This is a genomic window from Chromobacterium sp. CV08 (genome assembly GCF_051129845.1).
GTDB lineage: Bacteria > Pseudomonadota > Gammaproteobacteria > Burkholderiales > Chromobacteriaceae > Chromobacterium.
This window is the reverse complement of sequence record NZ_CP150453.1, coordinates 1072406-1089566: the sequence shown is the minus strand read 5'-3', so window position 1 is coordinate 1089566 and position 17161 is coordinate 1072406. Positions and strand designations below refer to the sequence as shown.

17 protein-coding genes are annotated in these 17161 nt (G+C 66.7%); 3 read left to right on the top strand and 14 right to left on the bottom strand.

Annotated features, from left to right (window positions below):
* Positions 1 to 18: 18 nt before the first annotated feature.
* From gspG to WNM05_RS05060, 8 genes are all read right to left on the bottom strand, one after another.
* Complete coding sequence (gene gspG / locus WNM05_RS05095; protein ID WP_434633043.1) at positions 19 to 462, bottom strand: type II secretion system major pseudopilin GspG; 444 nt, start codon at positions 460 to 462, stop codon at positions 19 to 21.
* Between the two features lie 91 nt (positions 463 to 553).
* Positions 554 to 1765: a type II secretion system inner membrane protein GspF gene (gene gspF, locus WNM05_RS05090; RefSeq protein WP_434633040.1), complete on the bottom strand. Its 1212-nt coding sequence runs from the start codon at positions 1763 to 1765 to the stop codon at positions 554 to 556.
* Entirely contained in the window at positions 1765 to 3225 is a 1461-nt protein-coding gene (gene gspE / locus WNM05_RS05085) for a type II secretion system ATPase GspE (RefSeq protein ID WP_434633037.1), read from the bottom strand. Before gspE ends, gspF begins: the two co-directional genes overlap by 1 nt.
* A complete protein-coding gene (gspD, locus tag WNM05_RS05080) occupies positions 3222 to 5333 on the bottom strand; it encodes a type II secretion system secretin GspD (RefSeq protein WP_434633035.1) in 2112 nt (703 codons plus the stop codon). Before gspD ends, gspE begins: the two co-directional genes overlap by 4 nt.
* 9 nt (positions 5334 to 5342) lie before the next feature.
* Positions 5343 to 5990 (bottom strand): hypothetical protein, encoded by a 648-nt coding sequence (locus WNM05_RS05075; RefSeq protein WP_434633032.1) that lies wholly within the window; start codon positions 5988 to 5990, stop codon positions 5343 to 5345.
* Positions 5991 to 6265: 275 nt separating this feature from the next.
* Positions 6266 to 8047, bottom strand: a complete 1782-nt coding sequence (locus WNM05_RS05070; RefSeq protein WP_434633030.1) for an acyl-CoA dehydrogenase — start codon at positions 8045 to 8047, stop codon at positions 6266 to 6268.
* 152 nt (positions 8048 to 8199) lie between these two features.
* On the bottom strand, positions 8200 to 9132 hold the full coding sequence (locus WNM05_RS05065; protein WP_434633027.1) for an electron transfer flavoprotein subunit alpha/FixB family protein: 933 nt from the start codon (positions 9130 to 9132) through the stop codon (positions 8200 to 8202).
* 3 nt (positions 9133 to 9135) lie between these two features.
* A complete protein-coding gene (locus tag WNM05_RS05060; protein WP_434633024.1) occupies positions 9136 to 9885 on the bottom strand; it encodes an electron transfer flavoprotein subunit beta/FixA family protein in 750 nt (249 codons plus the stop codon).
* A gap of 246 nt (positions 9886 to 10131) precedes the next feature.
* Here WNM05_RS05060 and WNM05_RS05055 point away from each other — a divergent pair, with 246 nt between their 5' ends.
* Positions 10132 to 10548 (top strand): MaoC family dehydratase, encoded by a 417-nt coding sequence (locus WNM05_RS05055; protein WP_434633021.1) that lies wholly within the window; start codon positions 10132 to 10134, stop codon positions 10546 to 10548.
* A 30-nt stretch (positions 10549 to 10578) separates the two neighbouring features.
* On the opposite strand, the gene queG is transcribed toward WNM05_RS05055, so the two are convergent.
* On the bottom strand, positions 10579 to 11616 hold the full coding sequence (queG, locus tag WNM05_RS05050) for a tRNA epoxyqueuosine(34) reductase QueG (RefSeq protein WP_434633019.1): 1038 nt from the start codon (positions 11614 to 11616) through the stop codon (positions 10579 to 10581).
* Between the two features lie 37 nt (positions 11617 to 11653).
* On the opposite strand from queG, the gene tsaE reads away from it, so the two are divergent.
* Both tsaE and WNM05_RS05040 read left to right on the top strand, forming a co-directional pair.
* Positions 11654 to 12148 carry a tRNA (adenosine(37)-N6)-threonylcarbamoyltransferase complex ATPase subunit type 1 TsaE gene (gene tsaE, locus WNM05_RS05045; RefSeq protein ID WP_434633017.1) on the top strand — a complete coding sequence of 165 codons (495 nt, stop codon included), beginning with the start codon at positions 11654 to 11656 and terminating at the stop codon, positions 12146 to 12148.
* A complete protein-coding gene (locus WNM05_RS05040) occupies positions 12106 to 13347 on the top strand; it encodes an N-acetylmuramoyl-L-alanine amidase (protein WP_434633016.1) in 1242 nt (413 codons plus the stop codon). The genes tsaE and WNM05_RS05040 overlap by 43 nt, the downstream gene beginning before the upstream one ends.
* A 57-nt stretch (positions 13348 to 13404) precedes the next feature.
* Here the strand turns inward: WNM05_RS05040 and yacG are convergent, their stop codons facing one another.
* Genes yacG through WNM05_RS05015 form a run of 5 tightly spaced genes read right to left on the bottom strand, consistent with a single transcriptional unit; the run spans position 13405 to position 17137 of the window.
* The gene (yacG, locus tag WNM05_RS05035; protein WP_434633014.1) at positions 13405 to 13596 is read right to left on the bottom strand and encodes a DNA gyrase inhibitor YacG; all 192 of its coding nucleotides are present in this window, start codon (positions 13594 to 13596) and stop codon (positions 13405 to 13407) included.
* A 3-nt stretch (positions 13597 to 13599) separates the two neighbouring features.
* Positions 13600 to 14358 carry a cell division protein ZapD gene (zapD, locus tag WNM05_RS05030; RefSeq protein ID WP_434633013.1) on the bottom strand — a complete coding sequence of 253 codons (759 nt, stop codon included), beginning with the start codon at positions 14356 to 14358 and terminating at the stop codon, positions 13600 to 13602.
* 36 nt (positions 14359 to 14394) lie between these two features.
* The gene (coaE, locus tag WNM05_RS05025) at positions 14395 to 15009 is read right to left on the bottom strand and encodes a dephospho-CoA kinase (RefSeq protein ID WP_434633011.1); all 615 of its coding nucleotides are present in this window, start codon (positions 15007 to 15009) and stop codon (positions 14395 to 14397) included.
* Positions 14994 to 15914, bottom strand: coding sequence for a prepilin peptidase (locus WNM05_RS05020; RefSeq protein ID WP_434633009.1), 921 nt, complete (start codon positions 15912 to 15914; stop codon positions 14994 to 14996). The genes coaE and WNM05_RS05020 overlap by 16 nt, the downstream gene beginning before the upstream one ends.
* Positions 15914 to 17137 carry a type II secretion system F family protein gene (locus tag WNM05_RS05015; protein WP_434633007.1) on the bottom strand — a complete coding sequence of 408 codons (1224 nt, stop codon included), beginning with the start codon at positions 17135 to 17137 and terminating at the stop codon, positions 15914 to 15916. Before WNM05_RS05015 ends, WNM05_RS05020 begins: the two co-directional genes overlap by 1 nt.
* Positions 17138 to 17161: the final 24 nt, after the last annotated feature.

The window sequence follows — 17161 nt, the reverse complement described above, 5'->3', positions numbered from 1 at the left end:
CGCCTCTCCGCGTCCGGCTTACTTGCCGCTGTCCCAGTTGCCGATGTCGGCGTCGTTGTTCTCGCCGCCCGGTTCGCCGTCGGCGCCGAAGCTCCAGATATCGATCTCGCCGTGGGTGCCCGGATTGGCGTACTGGTAGGCATTGCCCCACGGGTCCTTCGGCAGGCGCTCCAGATAGCCGCCCGGCTTCCAGTTCTTCGGTTCCGGCGCGGCCGTCGGCTTCTGCACCAGCGCCAACAGGCCCTGGTCGGTGCTCGGATAGCGGCCGTTGTCCAGCCGGTACAGCTTCAGCGCCTGGCTGATCGCGCCGATGTCCTGCTTGGCGGCGACGATGCGCGCCTCGTCCGGCCGGCTCATCACCTTGGGCACCACCAGCGCGGCCAGCACGCCGAGGATGACGATCACGACCATGATCTCGATCAGGGTGAAGCCGCGCTGGGCGGCGTGACGGACAGCTTTCATGTTTTCTCCCAAATGCATGCCGCGGATATGGCCCCCGGCGTTTCTTTCAAATCATCAATCCCGCCGCGGCGGGCCCGTCCGGTACGGACGCTCAATGCACCATCTGGTTCATGTCTATGATCGGCATCATGATGGCCAGCACGATCAAGAGCACCATGCCGCCCATCACCAGGATCAGCAAGGGCTCCATCAGCGTGGTGAAAGTGGCCAGCTTGCGCTCGACCTCCTGTTCCTGCTGCTGGGCGGCGCGGTCCAGCATATGGGACAGCGTGCCGCTGGCCTCGCCGCTGGAGATCAGGTGTATCAGCACCGGCGGGAACTGGCGGGTGGCGTTCAGCGCACGCGACAGCGACACGCCCTCGCGCACCTTGGCCATCGCGTCGGCAACCGCGTCCTGCATCGGCAGCATCGTCATCAGGCCGCGCGCCGTCTCCAGCGCCGTCAGCAGCGGCACGCCGGAGCCGACCAGTATCGACATCGTGCTGGCCATCCGCGCGGTGTTCAGCGCGCGGAACAGCCGGCCGAACACCGGCAGCTTCAGCACCCGGGCGTGGAAGCGCCGCTTCAGCGCCGGCGCCCGGAGGGCCCGGACGATCAGGGCGACGGTGGCGACGACGGCGATCAGCAGCGCCACGCCCCACTGGCGCAGGAAGTCGCTGCAGGCGACCAGCGCGCGCGTCAGGAAGGGCAGGGTCTGCTTGGTCTGGGCGAACACGCTGACCACCTGCGGCACCACATAGCTCATCAGGCCGGCCACCACCAGGATGGCCACCAGGGTCACCACCGCCGGATAGGCCAGCGCCAGCGTCACCTTCTGCTGGGTGTTCTGCCGCTTGTCCAGGTATTCGGCGAGCCGCGACATCACCATGTCCAGATGGCCGGACTGTTCGCCGGCCTGCACCAGCGAGCGGTACAAGGGCGAGAATACGCCGGGCGCCGACGACAGCGCCTGGGCGAAGCCCTTGCCCTCCAGGATGTCGCTTCTGAGCGCCGCCAGCACCGTGCGGCTGCGGGCGTTTTCCGATTGCTCGGTGACCGCGGTCAGCGCCTTCTCCAGCGTCAGGCCGGCGTTCAGCAGCGTCGACAGCTGCTCGGTGATCATCACCAGCTCGGCGCGCGGCAGGCCGCGGCGCAGCACATTGCTGCCGGCGCCGCCGGTCTTGGCGTTGACGCCGTCCACCGCCACCGGCAGCAGGCCGCGCTCGCGCAGCTGCGCCCGCGCGGCGCGGATCGAGTCGGCCTCCAGCAGTCCGTTCTGCTCCTTGCCCGCCGCGTCGTAGGCGGTGTACTTGAAAGCCGCCATCAGCTTCTCGTCACCCGCAGGATTTCTTCCAGGCTGGTCTCGCCGGCCTTGACCCAGCGCAGGCCGTCGTCGCGCAGGCTGCGCATGCCGTGGCGGGCGGCGTGGTCGCGCAGCCGCTGCTCGGACGCGCGGTCGTGGATCAGCCGCTGCATCGCGTCGTCGACCAGCATCAGCTCATAGACGCCGTAACGGCCCTTGTAGCCGGAGTTGCCGCAGGCCGGGCAGCCGACCGGCCGGTAATGGACAACTTCCGGCGCGTCCTCCAGCGGCACCGGGTGCGGCGCCTTGCATTGCGGGCAGACGCGGCGCACCAGCCGCTGCGCCATCACGCCCAGCAGGCTGGACGCCAGCAGGAACGGTTCGACGCCCATATCGGTCAGCCGGGTCACCGCGCTGGCGGCGTCGTTGGTGTGCAGCGTGGCCAGCACCAGGTGGCCGGTCAGCGACGCCTGCACGGCGATCTGCGCCGTTTCCAGGTCGCGGATCTCGCCTATCATCACCACGTCCGGGTCCTGGCGCAGTATCGCGCGCAGCGCCTTGGCGAAGCTCATGTCTATCTTCGGGTTGACCTGGGTCTGGCCGACGCCGTCCAGGTGGTACTCGACCGGGTCCTCCACCGTCATGATATTGGTGTGGGCCGAGTCCAAACGCGACAGCGCCGCGTACAGCGTCGTGGTCTTGCCGGAGCCGGTCGGGCCGGTCACCAGCAGGATGCCGTGCGGCTGGCGGATCAGCTTGTCGACCGAGGCCAGCGTGTCGGCGGCCATGCCCAGCGTCGCCAGGTCCAGCCGCGCGTTTTCCTTGTCCAGCAACCGCAGCACGACGCGCTCGCCGTGGCTGGTCGGCAGCGTGGACACCCGCACGTCGACCGGCCGGCCGCCCAGGCGCAGCGAGATGCGGCCGTCCTGCGGTATCCGCTTCTCGGCGATGTCCATGCCGGACATGATTTTGATCCGCGACACCATGGCCGCGTGCAGCGCGCGGTGCGGGCTGACCACGTCGCGCAGCGTGCCGTCCAGGCGGAAGCGCACCACCGAGCGGTCCTCGAAGGCCTCGATGTGGATGTCGGACGCGCCGTCGCGCAGCGCCTGGGTCAGCAGCGCGTTGATCATCCGGATGATGGGCGCGTCGCCCTCGCTCTCCAGCAGATCCTCGACCGTCGGCAGCGACTCCACCATCTGGTTCAGATCCATGTCCTGGCCGATGCCGTCTACCATCTCCGCCGCCGCGCCGTCGCGGCTGGCGTAGTGCTCGGACAGCCGCTTCTCGAACTGGGCGGCGCTCAGCGTCTCCACGCCGGACAGCGGACCGCCGTGCAGCCGCAGCGCCTCGGTCCAGGCCTCCGGCCTGCCGCCCTCGCGCAGCAGCAGCTGGCGGCCGCTCTCGCCGTCCAGCAGGATCACGCCGTTGGCGCGCGCGAACGGAAACGGCAGCAGCGGGGTCAGCGTCGGCTTGTTCATTTCTGCAGCGTTCCCATCTCGTGCTCCAGCGAGGACTTGATGCCGCCTTCCGGCAGCGACTTCAGCGCAGACTCCAGGTCCAGCGGCAGCTTCTGCTGCTCGTCCTTGCGCATGTCGCCGACAATATAGCGGTAACGGTCCTGCGACATCGCCTGGCCATCGGCGCCGTTGCGCAGGATGGTCGGCTTCAGGAACACCATCAGATTGGTCTTGTTGTGCGTCTTCACCGTGTAGCGGAACAGGCCGCCTATCCACGGGATGTCTCCCAGCAGCGGCACCTTCTGCTGATTGTCGCCGACCTGGTCCTGCAACAGGCCGCCTATTGCCAGGATGTTGCCGTCGTCGACGTTGGCGATGGTCTCCAGCACGCGGCGATTGGTGGTCGGCCCCTGCGGATTGTTCTCGGTGCCGGTCTGGATCGACGACGCCTCCTGGTAGATCTTCAGGCGTATCGTGCCGCCCTCCGAGACCTGCGGCGTGATCTTCAGATTGAAGCCGACGGTCTTGCGGTCATAGGTGGAGAACGGCTGCGGATTGGTGGTGCTGCCGCTGGTCGGCGTACTGGCGTACTGGCCGGTCAGAATCGGCACTTCCTGGCCGACCAGTATATTGGCCTGCTCGTTGTCCATCGCCAGCAGCGACGGGCTGGACACGATATTGCCGCCGACCTCGGTTTCCAAGGCCTTGGCCAGCATGGCCAGATTGCCGTTGCGGATCCAGCCCAGATTCAGGCCCGCCGAGGACGCGATGGCCGGCGCGTTGCCGCCGATCGCGACCAGCGGGTTGCTGAAAATCGCCGGGGCCGGCGAGGTGCCGTTGGTGAAGTTCACCCCGCCGATCACGGCGCCGCCGGCCGCCTGCCACTGCACGCCCAGCTCCTGTGCGCGCTGCGCCGACACCTCGACCACCAGCGCCTCGACCAGCACCTGGGCGCGACGCCGGTCCAGCAGGTCGATCACATTGCGCAGATTCTGGTACATGGTGTCCGGCACATTGAGGATCAGCGCGTTATTGGTCGGATCGGCCTGTATCATCGAACCGCCGCCGCCGGCGCCGGACGAGGACGAGGAGGAGCCGCCGTCGGACGTGACCGGATTGCTGGCGGCCGCGGCCGCCGCCGAACCGGCGTTCGACGAGCCCAGGCTGCTGCCGGAACCGCCGCTTCCGCTGGCGCTGCCGCTGGAGCCGAGAGAACTGGAGCCGGACGAGGAGCTGCCGCCGTTGGTGGTGACCGCGGTGCGGCCCTGCAGCGGTCCCGGGTCGCCGGTCATCAGCGCGCGCAGCGTCTGCGCCACCTTGCCTGCCTCGGCGTTCTTCAGATAGACGACGCGCACATTGGAGCCGGCCTGGCTGGGCTGGTCCAGCACCTTCAGCAGGCTCTTGATCTTGCCTATCTTGCCCGGCGTGTCGGCGCGCACCATCAGCACATTGGAGCGCGGGTCCGACAATATCGTCGTCTTGCCGCCGTCGGCGCCGCCCTCCTGCATCAGCTTGTTCAGGGTGTTGGCCAGTTCCACCGCCGAGCCGAACAGCACCGGGATCACCACGGTGTCGCCTGAGGCGGCCGATTCGACCGATTCGATGATGGACTCGATGCGCTGGATGTTGTCGGCGTAGTCGGTGACGATCAGCGCGTTGGCCTGCGGATAGGCGGCCACGGTGTTGTTCGGCGACACGATGGGCCGGATCACCGGCACCAGCTGGTTGGCGTTGCTGTTACGCAGCGTGAACACCTTGGTGATCAGCCTGTCGCCGTCGCCGCGCGGTATGCGCTTGCTGGCCTTGGCGTGCAGCTTGGCGTCGGCTTCCGGCACGATCTTGATCACGCCGTTGCCCTCGACGGCGGCGAAGCCCTGCAGGCGCAGCGACGACAGCAATACCTGGTAGGACAGCGCGCGCGGCACCGGCCGGCTGGAAACGATGTTGACCGTGCCCTTGACGCGCGGATCGATGATGAAATTCTTGCCGCTGATTTCGCCTATCGCCTTGACCACGGTCTCGATGTCCGCGTTGACGAAGTTGAGCATCACCGTGTCGTTCTGCGGCGCAGCCTGCAGTTGACAGCTATACACCAGGGCCAGGACGGCGACGAGTCTGGAAATTCGCATTGCATTCTCTCATTGGCGAATCATCGCGGCGGGATCCACCGCGGGTTGAGGCTGGGCATCGGGTACGGCGTTCTGGCCCGGGACGGGCACCGGAACCGCTCCGGGCGTCATTTGAGGAGGCTGGGGCTGGACCGGCGGCTGGCCGCCCTGCTGCGCGTCGGCGGCATCGCCGGCCGCGCCGCCGGGGCCGCGCGGCTGCAGCGGAACGAATTGCTCGTTGCCGCCGGAGCGGACGGTGACGCCGTTGGGGGCGATCCTGACCAGCTCCCAGCCGTCGGCGGTCTGCTTGCCCTGCAGCAGCGGCTGCGGATGGCCGTTGCTGTCGACGATGGCGAAGCCTTGCACGCCGGGCATGTTCGGCGCGTACACGCCGAGCAGCCGGATCGGCGGCGGCGCCGCCACCTGCTGCAGCGGCGCTTCGCCGAACCAGTGGCCCTGGGCGGCCGCGGCGGCCGCGGCCTGCGGTTGGGCCGGCGCCAGCGTGCGATAGACCTGGGCGGACGGCGACAGCAGCGCCGTCAATTGCCGGCCGCCCCAGAAGGCGACCAGGCCGAGCGCCAGCAACGGCAGGGCCTTGTGCCATTGCCCGCCGGACGCCCGCTGCCAGCCGCGGAAATCCGGCCGGCGGCCAAATCTTGTCTTATCCCCAGAACCCATCGGCATCTCGTTATCAAAATTATGCTGAACAAATTACCTTGCAGGCACGCTAGATTAAGCAGCAAAAGGGCGATTTTGCAATAGCTTACCGCCAGTTTTGATGACAGTCAGAAATTTAGTCATCGTTAATATTTACGGCTGATCGGCCTGCCGCTTGCTCCGCCGGCGCGTTTTCGCGACGCCGGCGTCGACAAAAACGATTTTTTTGGCATTTTCGCATAAAAAACGCCACGGCAAGACCGTGGCGTCATGAAAGGCCGATTTGACGGGCGCGTTCAGAATTGGGCCTCGTCCAGCGCCAGCACGCTGTCGGCGCCGCCGACGATGGCGGCGGCCAGGCCGGGGACCTGCGGCAGCAGATGTTCGGCGAAGAAGCGCGCGGTGACGATCTTGGCCTCCAGGAAGGCGTGGTCGGCGTCGGCGTCCTGCAGCTTCTCCTTCGCGATCAGCGCGGCCCGGCCCAGCTGCCAGCCGCCCAGCACGATGCCCAGCAGTTTCAGGAAGGGCACCGAGCCGGCGGCGGCCTGCCGCGGCCGCTCGCCGAAGCTGTCGACGACGAAGGCGACGCAGCGCTCGGCGTCGGCGACGGCCGACGCCAGATTGCCGGCGATGGAATCGAAACCGGCCGCCTGCAGCTTGCCCGCCGTCGATTGCGCTTCGGCCAGCAGCGCGCGCGCGGTGGCGCCGCCCTCCATCGCCGTCTTGCGGCCTATCAGGTCCAGCGCCTGGATGCCGGTGGTGCCTTCATAGATCGCGGTGATGCGGGCGTCTCGGTAATACTGGGCGACACCGGTCTCCTCGATGAAGCCCATGCCGCCGTGCACCTGGATCGCCAGGCTGGTGATCTCGTTGGCCTGTTCGGTGTTCCAGCCCTTGACGATGGGGATCAGGAAATTCAGCAGCGCCTGGTTGCGCGCGGCCTCGGCCGGCACCGGATGGCGGGCGGCGCGGTCCAGCGCGGCGGCGGCGTAGAAGGTCAGCGCGCGCTGCGCCTCGATCTGGGCGCGCATCGTCATCAGCATGCGGCGCACGTCCGGGTGCTGGATGATGGGCACGCCGGCGGCGTCGGGCGAGCCGACCGCGCGGCTCTGCACCCGCTCGCGGGCGTATTCGACCGCCTTCTGGTAGGCGCGCTCGGACACGGCCATGCCCTCGATGCCGACGCCGAGGCGGGCGTGGTTCATCATCGTGAACATATAGTTCAGGCCCTTGTTCGGCTCGCCGACCAGATAGCCGACGGCGCCGTCGCCGTCGCCGAAGCTCATCACCGCGGTCGGGCTGCCGTGTATGCCCAGCTTGTGCTCCAGCGACACGCAGCGGACATCGTTGCGCGCGCCGAGCGAACCATCGGCGTTCACCAGGAATTTCGGCACGATGAACAGCGAGATGCCCTTGACCCCGGCCGGCGCGTCCGGCAGGCGGGCCAGCACCAGATGGACGATGTTGTCGGCCATGTCGTGCTCGCCCCAGGTGATGAAGATCTTCTGGCCGCTGATGCGGTAGCTGCCGTCGGCGGCCGGCACCGCGCGCGAACGCACCTGGGCCAGGTCGGAGCCGGCCTGCGGCTCGGTCAGATTCATCGTGCCGGTCCACTGGCCGCCGGCCATCATCGGCAGATAGATGTTCTTCAGCTCGTCGGACGCATGGTGGTGGATGGCCTCGACGGCGCCCAGCGTCAGCAGCGGCGCCAAGGAAAAGGCCAGATTGGACGAACACCACATTTCCTCGACCGCCGCCGCCACCAGCGCCGGCATGCCCTGGCCGCCGAAGGCCTCGGGCGCGCGCAGGCCCACCCAGCCCGATTCGACGTACTGCCGCCAGGCGTCCTTGAAGCCCGGCGCGGCGGTCACTTCGCCGTCGCGCCACTTGGCGCCCTGGTCGCCCTGCTTGTTGATCGGCGCCAGCACGCCCTCGGCGAACTTGGCGCCCTCCTCCAATACCGCGTCGGTGAGCTCCACCGAGCATTCGCCGTAGCCCGGCAGCCCGCAGATCGCCGGCAGGTCGGCCAGCTCGTTCAATGCGAAACGGATGTCTTTGACGGGTGCGTGATAGATCATCGCCTTCTCCTCTGTTTTTCCTCGCGTCGGCCGGTACGGACCGGACCGTGAAAAAGCCGGCGCTCACATGCTGGGCGCCGGCTGCTGTTTTGATTCCGGCGGCTATCTTGCCTGCTCGGTCGGGAACGCTTGCGGCCGTTCCCGCTCGCCGCTTACTTCGACAGCTCGGCGATCAGCTCGGGCACCACGGTGAACAGGTCGCCGACGATGCCGTAATCGGCCACCTGGAAGATCGGCGCCTCTTCGTCCTTGTTGATCGCGACGATGACCTTGGAGTCCTTCATGCCGGCCAGGTGCTGGATCGCGCCGGAGATGCCGACGGCGAAGTACAGCTGCGGCGCGACGACCTTGCCGGTCTGGCCGACCTGGTAGTCGTTAGGCGCGTAGCCGGCGTCGACGGCGGCGCGCGAGGCGCCGACGGCGGCGGACAGCTTGTCGGCCAGCGGTTCGATCACCGCCTTGAACTGCTCTTCCGAACCGAGCGCGCGGCCGCCGGACACGATGACCTTGGCCGAGCCGAGCTCAGGACGGTCGGACTTGGTCAGCTCCTGGCCGACGAAGGCGGACAGCTGGCTGTCGGCGCCGGCGGCGACGGTTTCCACCGAGGCGGAACCGCCCTGGCCGGCCGCGTCGAAGGCGGTGGTGCGCACGGTGATCACCTTGACGGGATCGGCCGACTGCACGGTGGCCAGCACGTTGCCGGCATAGATCGGACGGACGAAGGTGTCGGCCGACTCGATGGCGACGATTTCGGAGATTTGCGCGACATCAAGCAAGGCGGCGACGCGCGGCAGCAGGTTCTTGCCGAACGACGAGGCCGGGGCCAGCACGTGGCTGTAGCCGCCGGCCAGGCCGACGACCAGCGCGGACAGGCTCTCGGCCAGGCCGTGGGCGTAGTGGGCGGCGTCGGCCAGCAGCACCTTGGCGACGCCGGCGACGCCCTTGGCGGCCTCGGCGGCGGCGGCGGCGTTGTGGCCGGCCACCAGCAGATGCACTTCGCCGAGCTTGGCCGCGGCGGTGACGGTGTTCAGGGTGCCTGCCTTCAGGCTCTGGTTGTCGTGTTCAGCGATAACGAGAATAGCCATGTCTTACAGCACCTTTGCTTCGTTTTTCAGTTTGGCGACCAGTTCGGCGGCGCTGGCCACCTTGATGCCGGCGGAGCGCTTGGCCGGCTCGGCCACTTTCAGCGTCTTCAGGCGCGGCGCGGCGTCGACGCCGAGCTCGGCCGGCGTGGTCTTGTCCAGCGGCTTCTTCTTCGCGGCCATGATGTTCGGCAGCTTGATGAAGCGCGGCTCGTTCAGGCGCAGGTCCGAGGTCACCACCGCCGGCAGGCGCAGCTTGACGGTCTCGAGGCCGCCGTCGATCTCGCGGACCACGTCGACGGTCTCGGCCGCCAGGTCCACCTTGGACGCGAACGTGCCCTGGGCCCAGCCCAGCAGCGCGGCGGCCATCTGGCCGGTCTGGTTGGCGTCGTCGTCGATCGCCTGCTTGCCCAGGATCAGCAGTTGCGGCTGCTCCTTGTCGGCGACAGCCTTCAGCAGCTTGGCCACCGCCAGCGGCTGCAGCTCGACGTCGGTCTCGACATGGATGGCGCGGTCGGCGCCCATCGCCAGCGCGGTGCGCAGCGTTTCCTCGCATTGCTTGACGCCCATCGACACCACGACGATCTCGCTGGCCTTGCCGGCTTCCTTCAGACGCACCGCCTCTTCGACGGCGATCTCGTCGAAGGGGTTCATCGACATCTTGACGTTGGCGATGTCAACGTCGCTGCCGTCGGCTTTGACGCGGACTTTCACGTTGTAATCGACAACGCGTTTCACTGCGACTAGAACTTTCATATTCCTCCAGCAAACTTCCAGTGGGTTAATCGTAACGTGGAAGGCAACGACGGCCAGCAAAGCCCGATTATGCCCCAAGCAAATTTCAAACGAGCGTTTGGTTTGTGCGCCAGCGCATCGCGCGTGGCGAAAATGCAACTCGGCGACGATAGTACGTCATTTCCCGGCGGTTTGCATTTCAGGGCGAAGCTGTCACAATGCGACGGTGCACCGCAGCATTTCTCTGTCATAACCATTGGGGCTGTCATGACCGTGTACTTCGAAGACCTCGCCATCGGCACCACGGCCGAAACCGGAAAAACCATCACCGAGGCCGATCTGCTGCTGTTCTCCGCCGTCAGCGGCGACCACAACCCGGTGCACCTGAACCAGGCCTACGCCGCCGCCACGCCGTTCGAAACCCGCATCGCCCACGGCATGCTGACCGCCAGCCTGCTGTCCGGCGTCATCGGCTGCCAGCTGCCCGGCCACGGCACCGTCTACCTGTCGCAATCGACCCGCTTCAAGTCGCCGGTGCGCATAGGCGAAACCGTCACCGCCCGCGTCACCGTGACCGAGCTGATCCCGGAAAAGAAACGGGTGCGCCTCTCCACCCAATGCCTGGTCGGCGAAAAGGTGGTGCTCGAAGGCGAATCGCTGGTGATCGCGCCATCGCGCGGATGAGTCCGGCGAACACGCCGTCCCCTCGCTGAATCAACAGGACACGCCGTGCCGCGCCAGCGCCCAGCGCACCGGCTCGGCGACCAGTTCATCGGGAAAATCCACCCGGGCGCGCAGCGCCGCCACCACCTCGGGCGACGTCGGCGCGTTGCCGAGCCCGACCGCCAGATTGGACAGCCATTTGTGGTAGCCGATCCGGTAGATCGGGCTGCCGGCCATCCTCTCGCGGAATTCGTCCTCGCTCCAGCCGAACAGTTGTACCAGGCTGACGTCGTCCAGGCCATGACGCACCGCAAAGTCGGTCTCGACGGTCTCGACGGCGAAGCGGTTCCACGGACAGAACAGCTGGCAGTCGTCGCAACCGTAGACCCGGTTGCCGATCAGCGGCCGCAGCGGCTGGGGAATGGCGCCTTTTAGTTCTATGGTCAGATAGGATATGCAGCGGCGCGCGTCCACCGTGTACGGTTCGATGATGGCGCCGGTCGGACAGACGTCCAGACATTTACGACAGCGGCCGCAGTGGCCGTCCTCGGCGTCGTCGGGCGGCAGCGGCAGGTCGGTCAGGATTTCGCCGAGAAAGAACAAGGAGCCCTGGCGCTTGGTCAACAGCAGCGTATGCTTGCCGCGCCAGCCCAGGCCGGCCTGCGAGGCCAGCGCCACCTCGGCCAGCGGCGCGCTGTCGGTAAACACCCGGTAGCCGAACGGCCCGATCGCGGATTCGATGCGCTCGGCCAGCTTCTGCAGCCGGTTGCGCAGCACCTTGTGATAGTCGCGCCCCAGCGCGTAACGCGACAGGTAGGCGCGCGAGCCGTCGGCCAGCACCCGCTCGGCCGATTCGGCCGCCGGCCAGTAGTTCATCCGCAGCGAGATCACCGACAGCGTGCCCGGCACCAGTTCGGCCGGGCGGACGCGCAGCGCGCCGTGGCGCGCCATATAGTCCATCTCGCCGTGGTGGCCGGCTTCCAGCCAGGCTTGCAGCCGCTGTTCCGCCTCCGGCGGCAGCGCCGCGCGGCCGACGCGCGCGTCGGCGAAACCGGCTTCGCGCGCCCAGGCTTTGATTTGGCGCGACAATTCGGGATAATCCGGTTTTTGAGGAGGATTCTCAGTCATGGCGATGGATGATACCAGCGTTCACAGCGGCAGCCTGCCCGACGAGAGCGCGACCCTGGCGCTGGGCGCCGCCTTCGCCGCCGCCGCGCAGCCCGGCCTGACCGTCCACCTGCTCGGCGACCTGGGCGCCGGCAAGACCACGTTCACCCGCGGTCTGCTGGCCGCGCTCGGCCACGGCGGCAAGGTAAAGAGCCCCACCTACACGCTGGTGGAAAGCTACGCCTTACCTGAATATAGTGTCCATCACTTCGACCTGTACCGTTTCGCTGACCCGGAAGAATGGAACGACGCCGGCTTCAGCGAATATTTCGGCCAAGGCAGCCTATGCTTGGTGGAGTGGCCGGAAAAGGCCCGCGGACTCGCTCCCGCCCCCGACATCGTGCTGGAACTTGCCGTCGACGGAGATGGTCGCACCTATCACTTTCAAGCCCTGAGCCAAACCGGACAGTCATGCCTGATTCGACTTTTGACCCAACGCGCCGCACGCTGCTAGGCGTAGCGGCAGCCACCTTCATGCTGTCGGTGAGCCGAGTCGGCTTTGCCGCCGGCAGCCAGATCGTCGCCCTGCGCGTCTGGCCGTCGTCTCTTTACACCCGCATCACGCTGGAGGCTGGCTCCGCCATCCAGTACAAGCAGTTCACGCTGGCCAATCCGAACCGGCTGGTGATCGACCTTCAAGGCGTGCAGCTGAACGGCGTGCTGAAGGACATCGGCAGCCAGATCTCCGCCGCCGACCCCTATATCAAGACCGCCCGCGCCGGCCAGTTCGATCCGGACACCGTGCGCCTGGTTCTGGAATTGAAAGCCGACGTCACGCCTCAAGCCTTCACCATGGTGCCGGTGGCCGAATACCAGCATAGGCTGGTGGTGGACCTGTACCCGGCCGGCGGCAAGCAGGATGATCCTTTGCTGGCGCTGCTTCAGGACTATAACAAGGGCAAGCTGGAACAGCCGGCACCGCAAATCAAGCCCAAGAGAAAAGACAGCAACCGCCCCATCATCGTGATGCTGGATCCCGGCCACGGCGGCATAGACTCCGGCGCCGTCGGCCTGCAAGGCAACCGCGAGAAGGATGTGGTGCTGAGTATCGGCAAGCAATTGAAGCGACTGATCGACGCGGAAAGCAATATGCAGGCCTATATGACCCGCGAGGAAGACGTGTTCATTCCGCTGGGCGTCCGCGTCGCCAAGGCGCGCAAGCTGAACGCCGACCTCTTCGTCTCGATACACGCCGACGCCGCGCCCAACCGCGCCGCCCGCGGCTCCTCGGTGTTCGCGCTGTCCGAGAAGGGCGCCACCAGCGCCTTCGCCAAGGCGCTGGCGCAGACCGAGAACAATTCCGACCTGGTCGGCGGCATCAAGATAGGCAGCAAGGACAAGTATCTGGCGCATACGCTGCTGGACCTGACCCAGACCGCCACCATCAACGACAGCCTGAAGCTCGGCAAGACCGTGCTGGGCCAGCTGGGCGGCCTGAACAAGCTGCACAAGAACGCGGTCGAGCAGGCCGGCTTCGCCGTGCTGAAGGCGCCGGACATCCCGTCCATCCTGGTGGAGACCGCCTTCATCTCCAATCCGGACGAGGAGCAGCGGCTGATCAGCGCCGAGTTCCAGCAGCAGATGGCCAACGCCATCTTCAGCGGCGTCAAGCGCTACTTCGCTTCGGGCGCCGCGCTGGCCGCGCGCGTCTAGATCGATCCGCCTTCGCCAAGCAAAAACCGCCGGTCGTCCGGCGGTTTTTTTTCATCATCAGTGCTGCGGCGGCTCGTCGCCCGGCGGCGACTCCTCGGCGGCCGGCACCCGGTAGCTCTCGCTGGCCCACTGTCCCAGATCGATCAGGCGGCAGCGCTCGCTGCAGAACGGACGGTAACGGCTTTGCGGCTCCCAGCGCACTTCGGCGCGGCAGGTCGGACAGGCGACGATGCGGACGGACTCGGACATGGATCAGAATTTACAGTTGGTCAGATAGAACTCGACATCGTGCTCGGCTTGGCGCGGACGGGCCTCGCCGGTCACCGCGCCGATGAAGCGGATGTTGAGCGCGTACTTGTTGGCGGACAGTTCGGGCAGCAATTCCAGATTGTCGTCGTAGGCGACGCGGATCAGCTGCACCACCTTGCCGCCGGACATCTGCTGGAAGGCGCCGCGGCGCGCCACGTAATGGTGAGTCTTGCCGCTGTCGCGCAGCAGACGCAGCAGGATGTTGGACGCCTCGGCGGTCGGCATCAGCGGCGCGGCCCAGCGCAGCAGGTCCTGGCGCCTGACCTCGGCCGAGCGCTGCTGCCACAGATGGTAGGACGGCAGGTCGAACTGGCAGGTGCCGCCGGGAATGCCGGCGCGCTGCTTGATCGCCATCAGCCACTCGTTCTCGCGCAGGTTCTGCCCGTACTTGCCGGTCAACGCCAACAGCTTGCCCGAGGCGCGCTCTATCTCCTCCAGCACGCCTTCCAGCGTCTCCTCGGCGACGTTCGGGTTCTCGCGCAGCGCCTCCAGCATCTGCTTCTGCCGCTCCAGCTCCTGCAGCAGATCGGCCTTCAGGTCGGCTCGCGACGCCGTCTCCATCAACTCGAAAAGCACCAGCAGCGCGGCATGGTGGTCATAGGCGTGGTCCTTGCCGACGAAGTAGGCCAGCCGCCCGTACAGATACTCCAGGCGAAGCAGAATGCGAGTGCGCTCGGTGACAGGGAATTCGAAACTGATCACAGCAGATCTGCCCTTCTCCACGGCTTGCAGCAAGCCTTATAACAATGCATTGACAAGATTTGCCAGATAATAACCGTGTTTGGCATCAACTTGAAGTCTCAATTCTGCCATGCCGCCGCTATTGTCGATGACATCGTCGGCACGACGCAGCCGCTCTTCCCGCGGCAACTGCGCGGCCATGATGGCGCGCACCTCGTTCTCGCTCAGACCGCTGCGCTGCATCACCCGTTCCCGCTGCACCGCCTCGCTGCAATCGATCACCAGGCTGCGCGCCAGCAGCGGCGCGTAACGATCGCTCTCGAACAGCAGCGGCACCACCAGAATAGCGTAATCGCCGCGCGCCGCCTGCAGCCTGCGCACGCTTTCGGCATGGATGGCAGGATGCAGGATGGACTCCAGCCGGGCGCGCAGGCCCGGATCGGCGAACACCAGCCGCCGCATCGCGGCCCGGTCCAGCGCGCCGTCGGCGGTCGCCACGCCGGCGCCGAAGGCGTCGACGATGGCCTTCATCGCCGCGCCGCCCGGCCCGGTCAGCTGATGGGCGATGCGATCGGTGTCGACCACCTCCACGCCCAGCTCGGCGAAGCGGTCGGCGGCGGCGCTCTTGCCGGAACCGATGCCGCCGGTCAATCCGACTACCGGGACAGCCATGTCAGATACCCGTCCACCAGTTGCGGCCCCCAGACCAGCGCGATCCATCCGGCCATCGCCAGATACGGGCCGAACGGGATTTCCTGCCCGCGGCGCAGTCTGGACCGCGCCATCAGGCACAGCCCGACGACGGCGCCGACCAGCGACGACAACAGGATGACCAGCGGCAGCATGGCCCAGCCCAGCCAGGCGCCCAGCGCCGCCAGCAGCTTGAAATCGCCCTGCCCCATCCCCTCCTTGCCGGTGGCGAGCTTGAAGGCGTGGAACACCAGCCATAGCGCCAGATAGCCGCAGGCGGCGCCCAGCACCGCCGACGACAGCGGCACCAGGCCGGTATAGAGATTGAACAGCAGGCCCGCCCACAGCAGCGGCAGCGTCACGCTGTCAGGCAGCAGTTGGGTGTCCAGATCGATGAAGCTCAAGGCCAGCAGCGCCGCGGTCAGCAGCATCGCGCCGGCGAGCGGCCAGCCCCAGCCGAAGCGCCAGGCCAGGAAACCGAACAGCGCGCCGCACAACAGCTCCACCAGCGGATAGCGCAGGCTGATCCTGGCGCCGCAGCTGCCGCAGCGGCCGCGCAACAGCAGGAAACTCAGCAGCGGCACATTGTGCCAGGGCCGGACCGGCGCCTGGCAAGCCGGACAGTGCGAAGCCGGCCGCCACAGATTGTAGCCGCCGTCGCCGTCCAGCGCGGCGGACGCGCCCTGCGCCGCCAGCCTCAGCTCGGGAAAGCGCCCGTTGTCGACCAGATAGCCGACGCTGTCGGCCAGGAAACCGGTCTCCAGCATTTTCGGCAGACGATGGATCACCACATTCAGAAAGCTGCCCACCATCAGGCCGAACAATAGCGACACGCCCGCCAGACAAAGCGGATGCGTCGCCAGCAACCAGGAAATGTCCTGCAGCATCACCCCACCACCTGACCCATTTTGAAGATAGGCATATACATCGCGATCACCAGACCGCCGATCAATACCCCCAGAATCACCATGATCGCCGGCTCCAGCAGGCTGGACAACGCGGCCACCGCATTATCCACTTCTTCCTCGTAAAAGTCGGCCACTTTATCCAGCATCTGGTCCAAGGAGCCCGACTCCTCGCCTATCGAGGTCATCTGCAGCACCATATTCGGAAACAGATCGGTGCGCTGCATCGAGAAGTTGAGGCTGGAACCGGTGCTGACGTCCATCTGGATGCGGCGGGTGGCCTCGGCGTAGACCTGGTTGCCGGCGGCGCCGCCGACCGAGTCCAGCGCCTCCACCAGCGGCACGCCGGCGGCGAACAGCGTCGACAGCGTGCGCGCCCAGCGGGCGATCGTGGCCTTGCGTATGATGTCGCCTATCACCGGCAGCCTCAGCAGGATGCGGTCCATCTGCTCCTGCATCTTCGGCGTGCGCTTGAAGGCGTAGAAAAACGCGAACAGGCCGCCGAAGATGACGCCGAAGATCAGCCACCAGAAATGGACGAACTGGTCAGACAGCCAGATCACGAACAGCGTCGGCGCGGGCAGGTTGGCGCCGAAGCCGGAGAACAGGTCCTTGAACGCCGGTATCACGTAGATCATGATCACCGCGGTGATGATGAAGGCGGTGCCGACGATGGCCGACGGATAGATCATCGCCGACTTGATCTTGGCCTTGATCGCCATCACCTTTTCCTTGTAGGTGGCGAGCTTGTCCAGCAGCGTGTCCAGCACGCCGCCGGTCTCGCCGGCGGCGATGATGTTGCAGAACAGCTTGTCGAAATACAGCGGCCGCTTGCGGAAGGCCTCGGCCAGCGACAGGCCGGTCTCGACATCGGCGCGGACCTCCAGCAGCATCCGCGTCACCGCCGGGTTGCCATGCCCCTTGGCGGCGATGTCGAAGGCCTGCAGCAAGGGCACGCCGGCGCGCATCATCGTCGACAGCTGCCGGGTGAACAGCGCGATGTCCTTCTCGGTGATCCGCTTGCCGAAGCCGGCGCGGCGCTTGCGGATCTTGACCACATTGATGCCCTGGCGCCGCAGCTGGGTCTTGGCCACCGTTTCGGACTCGGCGCGCAATTCGCCGCGTATCAGCCTGCCGGACTTGTCCTTGCCTTCCCATTCCCAGATGTAACCGGGACTTGCCTTCTTGGCCGTCGCTGTCGCCATCGGTCCATCCTTCCCTGTCCGTTT

Bases quoted from the DNA above. Each gene is read 5' to 3' on its own strand.
- gspG (WP_434633043.1), bottom strand. From the start codon at position 462: ATGAAAGCTGTCCGTCACGCCGCCCAGCGCGGCTTCACCCTGATCGAG.
- gspF (WP_434633040.1), bottom strand. From the start codon at position 1,765: ATGGCGGCTTTCAAGTACACCGCCTACGACGCGGCGGGCAAGGAGCAG.
- gspE (WP_434633037.1), bottom strand. From the start codon at position 3,225: ATGAACAAGCCGACGCTGACCCCGCTGCTGCCGTTTCCGTTCGCGCGC.
- gspD (WP_434633035.1), bottom strand. From the start codon at position 5,333: ATGCGAATTTCCAGACTCGTCGCCGTCCTGGCCCTGGTGTATAGCTGT.
- WNM05_RS05075 (WP_434633032.1), bottom strand. From the start codon at position 5,990: ATGGGTTCTGGGGATAAGACAAGATTTGGCCGCCGGCCGGATTTCCGC.
- WNM05_RS05070 (WP_434633030.1), bottom strand. From the start codon at position 8,047: ATGATCTATCACGCACCCGTCAAAGACATCCGTTTCGCATTGAACGAG.
- WNM05_RS05065 (WP_434633027.1), bottom strand. From the start codon at position 9,132: ATGGCTATTCTCGTTATCGCTGAACACGACAACCAGAGCCTGAAGGCA.
- WNM05_RS05060 (WP_434633024.1), bottom strand. From the start codon at position 9,885: ATGAAAGTTCTAGTCGCAGTGAAACGCGTTGTCGATTACAACGTGAAA.
- WNM05_RS05055 (WP_434633021.1), top strand. From the start codon at position 10,132: ATGACCGTGTACTTCGAAGACCTCGCCATCGGCACCACGGCCGAAACC.
- tsaE (WP_434633017.1), top strand. From the start codon at position 11,654: ATGGCGATGGATGATACCAGCGTTCACAGCGGCAGCCTGCCCGACGAG.
- WNM05_RS05040 (WP_434633016.1), top strand. From the start codon at position 12,106: ATGCCTGATTCGACTTTTGACCCAACGCGCCGCACGCTGCTAGGCGTA.
- yacG (WP_434633014.1), bottom strand. From the start codon at position 13,596: ATGTCCGAGTCCGTCCGCATCGTCGCCTGTCCGACCTGCCGCGCCGAA.
- coaE (WP_434633011.1), bottom strand. From the start codon at position 15,009: ATGGCTGTCCCGGTAGTCGGATTGACCGGCGGCATCGGTTCCGGCAAG.
- WNM05_RS05020 (WP_434633009.1), bottom strand. From the start codon at position 15,914: ATGCTGCAGGACATTTCCTGGTTGCTGGCGACGCATCCGCTTTGTCTG.
- WNM05_RS05015 (WP_434633007.1), bottom strand. From the start codon at position 17,137: ATGGCGACAGCGACGGCCAAGAAGGCAAGTCCCGGTTACATCTGGGAA.